Annotated in this window: 10 protein-coding genes and 2 pseudogenes; 7 read left to right on the top strand and 5 right to left on the bottom strand. The window is 37.3% G+C overall.

Annotation, left to right across the window (positions count from 1 at the left end; all coding sequences use genetic code 11):
* Positions 1 to 76: 76 nt before the first annotated feature.
* The 3 genes and pseudogenes from P7D84_RS13405 to P7D84_RS13930 form a co-directional block, all read right to left on the bottom strand.
* A pseudogene (locus P7D84_RS13405) lies at positions 77 to 400 on the bottom strand (helix-turn-helix domain-containing protein); the annotation flags it as partial.
* A gap of 126 nt (positions 401 to 526) precedes the next feature.
* The gene (locus tag P7D84_RS13400) at positions 527 to 886 is read right to left on the bottom strand and encodes a DUF3139 domain-containing protein (protein WP_311806748.1); all 360 of its coding nucleotides are present in this window, start codon (positions 884 to 886) and stop codon (positions 527 to 529) included.
* Positions 876 to 1082 (bottom strand): hypothetical protein, encoded by a 207-nt coding sequence (locus tag P7D84_RS13930; RefSeq protein WP_512699331.1) that lies wholly within the window; start codon positions 1080 to 1082, stop codon positions 876 to 878. Before P7D84_RS13930 ends, P7D84_RS13400 begins: the two co-directional genes overlap by 11 nt.
* Before the next feature lie 51 nt (positions 1083 to 1133).
* On the opposite strand from P7D84_RS13930, the gene P7D84_RS13395 reads away from it, so the two are divergent.
* On the top strand, positions 1134 to 2039 hold the full coding sequence (locus tag P7D84_RS13395; protein ID WP_275267867.1) for a diacylglycerol/lipid kinase family protein: 906 nt from the start codon (positions 1134 to 1136) through the stop codon (positions 2037 to 2039).
* Positions 2040 to 2138: 99 nt separating this feature from the next.
* On the opposite strand, the gene P7D84_RS13390 is transcribed toward P7D84_RS13395, so the two are convergent.
* Together P7D84_RS13390 and P7D84_RS13385 are read right to left on the bottom strand one after the other, a co-directional pair.
* The gene (locus tag P7D84_RS13390) at positions 2139 to 2351 is read right to left on the bottom strand and encodes a hypothetical protein (protein ID WP_311800975.1); all 213 of its coding nucleotides are present in this window, start codon (positions 2349 to 2351) and stop codon (positions 2139 to 2141) included.
* Positions 2352 to 2494: 143 nt separating this feature from the next.
* Positions 2495 to 3175: an IS6 family transposase gene (locus P7D84_RS13385; protein WP_277896277.1), complete on the bottom strand. Its 681-nt coding sequence runs from the start codon at positions 3173 to 3175 to the stop codon at positions 2495 to 2497.
* Positions 3176 to 3319: 144 nt separating this feature from the next.
* Between P7D84_RS13385 and P7D84_RS13380 the strand changes: the two genes are divergently transcribed.
* From P7D84_RS13380 to P7D84_RS13355, 6 genes and pseudogenes are all read left to right on the top strand, one after another.
* The gene (locus P7D84_RS13380; RefSeq protein WP_037619890.1) at positions 3320 to 4213 is read left to right on the top strand and encodes an SDR family oxidoreductase; all 894 of its coding nucleotides are present in this window, start codon (positions 3320 to 3322) and stop codon (positions 4211 to 4213) included.
* A 142-nt stretch (positions 4214 to 4355) separates the two neighbouring features.
* Positions 4356 to 4931: an alkaline shock response membrane anchor protein AmaP gene (gene amaP / locus P7D84_RS13375; RefSeq protein ID WP_071857227.1), complete on the top strand. Its 576-nt coding sequence runs from the start codon at positions 4356 to 4358 to the stop codon at positions 4929 to 4931.
* An 11-nt stretch (positions 4932 to 4942) separates the two neighbouring features.
* The gene (locus tag P7D84_RS13370) at positions 4943 to 5143 is read left to right on the top strand and encodes a DUF2273 domain-containing protein (RefSeq protein ID WP_071857228.1); all 201 of its coding nucleotides are present in this window, start codon (positions 4943 to 4945) and stop codon (positions 5141 to 5143) included.
* A 58-nt stretch (positions 5144 to 5201) separates the two neighbouring features.
* Positions 5202 to 5825: an Asp23/Gls24 family envelope stress response protein gene (locus P7D84_RS13365; protein WP_216453983.1), complete on the top strand. Its 624-nt coding sequence runs from the start codon at positions 5202 to 5204 to the stop codon at positions 5823 to 5825.
* A gap of 25 nt (positions 5826 to 5850) precedes the next feature.
* On the top strand, positions 5851 to 6099 hold the full coding sequence (locus tag P7D84_RS13360) for a GlsB/YeaQ/YmgE family stress response membrane protein (protein ID WP_071857229.1): 249 nt from the start codon (positions 5851 to 5853) through the stop codon (positions 6097 to 6099).
* Positions 6100 to 6316: 217 nt separating this feature from the next.
* A pseudogene (locus tag P7D84_RS13355) lies at positions 6317 to 6398 on the top strand (IS6 family transposase); the annotation flags it as partial.

Here is a 6398-nt window from a genome sequence, read left to right as displayed (position 1 = left end):
AGTTTGAAGATTTAGAAACAGAGAAAATGTCTTAGCAGTCTCTACTAAAATATGTCCAAGATATTGACTCAAATCCAATCCAGTTATAGATGGTTTTGTAGGCAATTCTAACTACATGAGCCACTTGTTCAATTGATCATTTTTGGATCTTGATTTTTTCTTCAATCAATCGCTTTAGGTTAGTCGTTAAGATGGTTTTACGACCACGATGACTAAGTTTAACTTCATGGTCAGTTTGAGCCTTAACTGCGTGATACTCACCAGCTAAGCGATGAACCTCATTAAAGATAGTGGTTTTACTAAAGCCTAAATAATCGGCAATATATTTAAGTGAGTGCTTTTCATGATGAAGTGTTTCGATGACAACGCGGTCTTCAAATGATAAAATAGTGGTGCCCATAAAGGTCCTTCTTTCTAGTGGAATGTTGTGGTGACACCATTAAAGACCTTTATGGGTTTTTCTGTCCACTAATATGTTCAACTTAAGCTTTACAATCTACCAATTATAAAGCTTGCAAAAATTAAATTAACGATCATACTCCAAGGGTGGATAAGGAGCTAGAGTATCTTTAACACCTTCCCGATGATTATAGATACTTAGGGAAACCTTTTTATCCTGCCAAGACATATTATAAATATATTGATAGGTATGGTGTTGGTGGTGAATTGAAACATCTTCCTCCCATTGCCCCATATTGACCCAATTAAAAACGATTTTCTGACTTTTAATGCTATTTGTTGGAATCTTTTGGGCAACCATGTACGTTCGAACGGCTCCAGTAAAATAAGTGCGATGTTGCAATAAATGGCTAGCCAAACTATTAAAAAGAATCCTAATAATAAAGCTATTACGTACCCAATTTTTTTTAGCATAACTAATCCACACCTCTTTTCCATTTTGTTGTTAGTTTATAAATATAACTTGGCTTGTAAGTCCCTGAAAAAACATTTGTCATTGAGAATGGGAACACCCACATAAGACCGCCTTTCATTCCTTTCTGACTTGTCCCCCACCAATAAGCTAAGTAAACATATTTAGAACAGTAACTAGGATTCTTGTGGTAAAAGTTAGTAGTTGTCAAATAATTTATTTTATTACTTATATCCGAATCATTCCTTTGAGGAGGTGCAACATGAAAAAATATTTAATTATCTATAATGGCAGTGCCGGTAAAAGCGACAACGAAGCGATTGCCAAAAAGGCTCAATCCTTATTGGAAAGCAATGGCAAGTCGGTGACCCTTAGTCAAACCAAGTCACGTGATGATGCAGTCGAACAGGCTCAAAAATCACCCGAAAACTATGACTGCCTGATTACGATTGGTGGTGATGGATCAATCAATACCGCCTGTGAGGGCTTCTTGAAGGCTGGCCAATCAATCCCGCTGGGAATCATCCCTGGCGGCACGATCAACAATTTTGCCAGAGCCCTTCACATCCCCCTGAACACCGATCAAGCCATTAACAATCTGTTAGATGGCTCACCAGCAGAGGTCGACCTCGGGGCTGTGGGGAAAACACCAATGGTCAGCAGCCTCACCCTGGGGAGATTGGCAGATATCGCTCGAAACGTCAAGGACGATGAAAAGAAGCGCTTTGGCAAAATGATTTATTTGGTCAAAGGCTTCAAAGAGCTGTTCACCAATCGTTCTTACAAATTAAAAATCACAGCCAATGATCGCTCCGAAGTCTTGCGGGCTCAGATTCTACTGATCACGACGACCAATTCGGTTGGTGGTTTCATCGCCTTTAATCCGGATGCGTCTTACGACGATGATTATCTCCATGTCTTCTTGCTGAAGAGCTTCACTCCCATGAAACTACTCACCTACTTGAGTTATTTCATCACCGGCAATCTCAAAAATGCCCAGGGGGTTCGCTATTTTAAAACCAAAACCGTTAAAATAGATAACCTGTCAAAACGCGACATTCAGGCCAGAATCGATGGGGATCCGGCGATATCTCTGCCAATTACCGTGACCACCAAGAGTGACTTTTTACAGGTAATTGTGCCAAGAGTGGAACGCGAGGGATCTTGATCCTAAAAAATTAAAACAAAATAACAACGGTACGCAAAAGAAGCCGGCAGATAACGAACAAAACGTTATCTCCGACTTCTTTACTTTTCAGTCAATCTATTATTCTTGAGGATCAAGTGCAACCAAGCCACCGGCAAGATTACCCATGTTAGGCTTGTCAGTCTTAACGATCAACTGCTCGTTAACAAAGGCCATCTGACCAATGTGGCTCATTTCATGGCCGTTCAAAATAAAAAGGGCACATAAAAGATTCAAGGTAAATACTAGTGATTGATTCATACCTGTCAGCCCATAGATTAGGAGACGAACCATTGGCAAATTTGAAAATAAAAAAGAGAATTTCATTAATTGGTTTTGGAATCTCAGTGGTGATTTTGTGTATGCTTATGTATTACTTGTAGGTTCTGTTGCAAAGTTTCAATACTGAGTACAAAAGTCCCATTCTGATACTTTGACTATGCTGGTATACCCATCAAAACTTTAATTTCAGTAGATACCGAAAAGCCGAAGAGCGTTCCATTTCTTCGGTTCTTTTTGTATATGCCTCTCAATGCTTCTATGCCCTTAATCGTAGTTGATGCAGTACGAAGACTTTGATAAAGTTTATTTCGACGTTTAACAGGTCTATGATCTTGCTCAATTAAGTTATTGAGATACTTGACTGTCCGGTGCTCAGTTTCGCTGTATAGCCCCTGCTTTTGTAACTTCCTAAAAGCACTAGCAATTGATGGTGCTTTATCTGTCACGATAACTTTCGGTTCCCCAAACTGCTTGTATAGTCGTTTAAAGAAAGCATAAGCAGACTGAGTATTTCTCTTTCGTCTTAGCCAAATATCCAGTGTCATGCCTTCTGAGTCGATTGCACGATAGAGATAATGCCACTTCCCTTTAATTTTAATATAAGTTTCGTCCATTTTCCACGAATAAAAGGACTGTCTATTTTTCTTTTTCCAGATTTGATAGATCAGCTTACCATATTCTTGAACCCAACGGTAAATTGTTGTGTGAGAAACGTTAATGCCACGATCATATAAGATTTCTTGAACTTCACGATAGCTAAGGTTATAACGAAGATAGTAGCCCACGGCTACAATAATCACATCCTGCTGAAATTGCTTTCCTTTAAAATGATTCATCGTCATTCCTCCTGCTATCTTTTTCTATTATTCTACCTTATTTGATAGTAGATTTAAAAATTTGCAACAGAACCCAAAAAGGCGTATCATTTAAAAAAAATTTTAAAGTACGTTAAGATAAATATAGAAAGTGAGGAGAAATAAATGACAGAACCTGTTTTAAGAGATCCGAGAAAATTATTTTATAATGATCGTTTTGAAAAACAAGATCAAGATACTCCTGCTCTCCAAACAAACATGACACCACGACCAGATTGCGGCGAAGAAAGTTACGTTGGAAGTAAAAAAATGGAGAATCGCAGAGTATTGATTACCGGAGCAGACTCAGGAATTGGACGCGCAGCCGCCATCGCATTTGCTCGTGAAGGTGCAGATGTGGCTTTCCAATACTTCCCAGGTGAAGAAAAAGATGCAAAGGAAGTTGCTGAACTGATAGAAGCAGCTGGAAGAAAAGCCGTATTACTTCCCTATGATTTGAGGGATGAACAGGCACCAAAAGAAATCGTTGCAAAAGCAGTCGCAGAATTAAATGGATTAGATACATTAGTTCTTAACTCAGCACAACAAATTTCCCAAGAATCGATTGAAACTTTACCTATTCAACAAGTAAAAGATACATTTACCATAAATATTATTTCGATGTTTGCGATTGTCCAAGAAGCAGTCAGTCATCTGCCTGCCGGTAGTAGTATTATTACGACGACTTCGGTACAAGCATTTAATCCTAGTGATAATTTAATGGATTATGCAGCTACAAAAGCAGCTATTGCAAACTTTACGGTTAGCTTAGCCACCCAATTAGCTAAAAAAGGTATCCGTGTCAATGGAGTAGCACCAGGGCCAATCTGGACACCGCTTCAGTTGGATCAAGGACAGCCTGAAGAAAAATTACCAGATTTTGGACAACAATCATTATTAGAAAGAGCTGGACAACCAGTTGAACTGGCACCAGTATATGTCTTCTTAGCTTCAAATGATGCAAGCTATGTTACTGCTCAAATTTATGGTGTAACGGGTGGCGAGCCGATCAATCTTTAACACCAGTATTTAATAATGGTTTTATTAAGAGAAAGCTAATTCTCTTTGTTGATAGTTACTAGACTGATTCAAAAGTATACGAACAACAGACTAATAATCAGAGTACTTCGAATCAGTTGCAATATATTGAAGGAGGTGTGTCATGAATCGTGGATTAAAAGCAGTTGGGATTATTGTTTCAGTGATATTGATATCGGTGTTCTTGATAGTCCTTGCAATCAGTTCTCCATATTTAAGTTTACCATTTGGAATGAAACGTACAGAATTCTTGCTAGGCTCACTGTCAAATTATTATTTCCGACAATATCTATTTTGGGTCGCGTTAGTGCTTATTGCTATCTTGTTAATTTTTATCTTATTCCTCATCTTCTATCCGAAGGCAAAACAAACTTTTGTACTCAAAGAAGACAAAGGTCAATTGACGTTAGATAAAAAAGCAATTGAAGGGTTTGTTCGTTCAAAACTAAATGGTGTGGGCTTCGTCTCATCACCAAATGTTAAAGTAAGAGCGACAAAAAATAAAATTAAGGTAAAAGTTAAAGGTCAATTAACACGAACTTCTTCTATTATTGGAAAAACAGGAACTTTAATGGAAGAAATTCAACGAGAATTACAAGATATTTTAGGTAGCCAAGAAAAAGTTAAAGTTGATATCACATTTGCAAAATATGATGATGAGCATGATAAAAATGAAGCAAATCGCTCACGAGTAGAATAAGAGGGAGTTCCATGAAAAAAATATATGAACAATATAAACTCCCGATTATTTTCGGGGGACTAGGTTTGATACTTGCTATCTTGTTTGTTTCTATTGGCTTCTTTAAAACTTTGTTAATTATCATTTTAACTGGTTTAGGAGTGGCTCTTGGGTTCTATCTTGAACAAACGGGCTTGTTAAATGAATTTTTTAATCAGCGAGAAAACAAATAAATTATTTTTACTTACTAAAAAATGAATTAGAATTTTAAACAAGACGGAGGAATTTATAATGGCTAATAATTTTGAAAACAATAATTTGAATCAAACTCCAGGTGTTGCTGGACAAACAAGAGCGCAACACGCAGCTAATCCCAATTTTAAAGATACTACAAAAAATGATGGTGCAGATAATGTCAAAGGTGAATTGACTTATGACGACAAAGTTATTCAAAAAATCGTGGGTAAAGCGGTTGAACAAATCGATGGCTTGCTAACTGTTGATGGCGGATTTTTCTCTAATATCGCTGAAAAATTAGTCAATACCGATAACGTAACTGCGGGCATCGAAACAGAAGTCGGCAAAAAACAAGTTGCTGTGGATATGGATGTTGTGATTGAGTATGGACGTGATATTCCAGCGATCTATAATCAAATTAAAAAAGTTATCACAGATGAAGTTGCACATATGACACATCTCGAAGTTATCGAAGTGAATGTAAATGTTGTCGATATCAAGTCAAGAGATGACTATGAAGATGAGAGTGAAACGGTTCAAGATAAAGTAACTGGAGCCGCAAAAACAACAGGTCAATTTGTTTCTAAGCAAACAGATAAAGCTAAAAATGCGGTAAGCCGAGGCACGAACAAAGCACAAGCAAAAATAGAAGAAAATCGTGAACCTCGAGTACAATAAAAAATAAGATAGAGGAGGAATTATCATGGGTTTAATTTGGTCATTAATCGTAGGCGCTATTATTGGTGTGATTGCAGGAGCGATCACTGGAAGAGGTAACAGCATGGGCTGGATTGCTAATATCATTGCTGGTTTAGTCGGTTCTGCTTTAGGTCAAGCGTTATTAGGTAGTTGGGGACCATCGCTAGCAGGTATGGCTTTAGTTCCTTCAATTATTGGAGCTGTTATTTTAGTCTTAATTGTTTCACTTATTTTAGGCAGATCAAAAGCATAATTATTGATTTTTAGAAGAATAATAGCAAACAATCACTAAAATATTTATGTTGAAATGATTAAAATTGGTCAATGTAGACTTGCTTTAAATTTCAAAAGTATGATACCCGCGTGTTCTTATAAGAAGAGCACGCGGGTATTATTGGTTCTGTTGCAAAGTTTTAAATCTACTATCAGATAAGGTAGAATAATAGAAAAAGATAGCAGGAGGAATGACGATGAGTCATTTTAAAGGAAAGCAATTTCAGCAGGATGTGATTATTGTAGCCGTGGGCTACTATCTTCGTTATAACCTTAGCT

Source organism: Enterococcus dongliensis (assembly GCF_031927985.1).
Lineage (GTDB): Bacteria > Bacillota > Bacilli > Lactobacillales > Enterococcaceae > Enterococcus_A > Enterococcus_A dongliensis.
The sequence above is the reverse complement of the archived record's forward strand: the minus strand, read 5'-3'. Positions and strand labels throughout refer to the sequence as shown.

Bases quoted from the DNA above. Each gene is read 5' to 3' on its own strand.
- P7D84_RS13395 (WP_275267867.1), top strand. From the start codon at position 1,134: ATGAAAAAATATTTAATTATCTATAATGGCAGTGCCGGTAAAAGCGAC.
- P7D84_RS13390 (WP_311800975.1), bottom strand. From the start codon at position 2,351: ATGGTTCGTCTCCTAATCTATGGGCTGACAGGTATGAATCAATCACTA.
- P7D84_RS13385 (WP_277896277.1), bottom strand. From the start codon at position 3,175: ATGAATCATTTTAAAGGAAAGCAATTTCAGCAGGATGTGATTATTGTA.
- P7D84_RS13380 (WP_037619890.1), top strand. From the start codon at position 3,320: ATGACAGAACCTGTTTTAAGAGATCCGAGAAAATTATTTTATAATGAT.
- amaP (WP_071857227.1), top strand. From the start codon at position 4,356: ATGAATCGTGGATTAAAAGCAGTTGGGATTATTGTTTCAGTGATATTG.
- P7D84_RS13370 (WP_071857228.1), top strand. From the start codon at position 4,943: ATGAAAAAAATATATGAACAATATAAACTCCCGATTATTTTCGGGGGA.
- P7D84_RS13365 (WP_216453983.1), top strand. From the start codon at position 5,202: ATGGCTAATAATTTTGAAAACAATAATTTGAATCAAACTCCAGGTGTT.
- P7D84_RS13360 (WP_071857229.1), top strand. From the start codon at position 5,851: ATGGGTTTAATTTGGTCATTAATCGTAGGCGCTATTATTGGTGTGATT.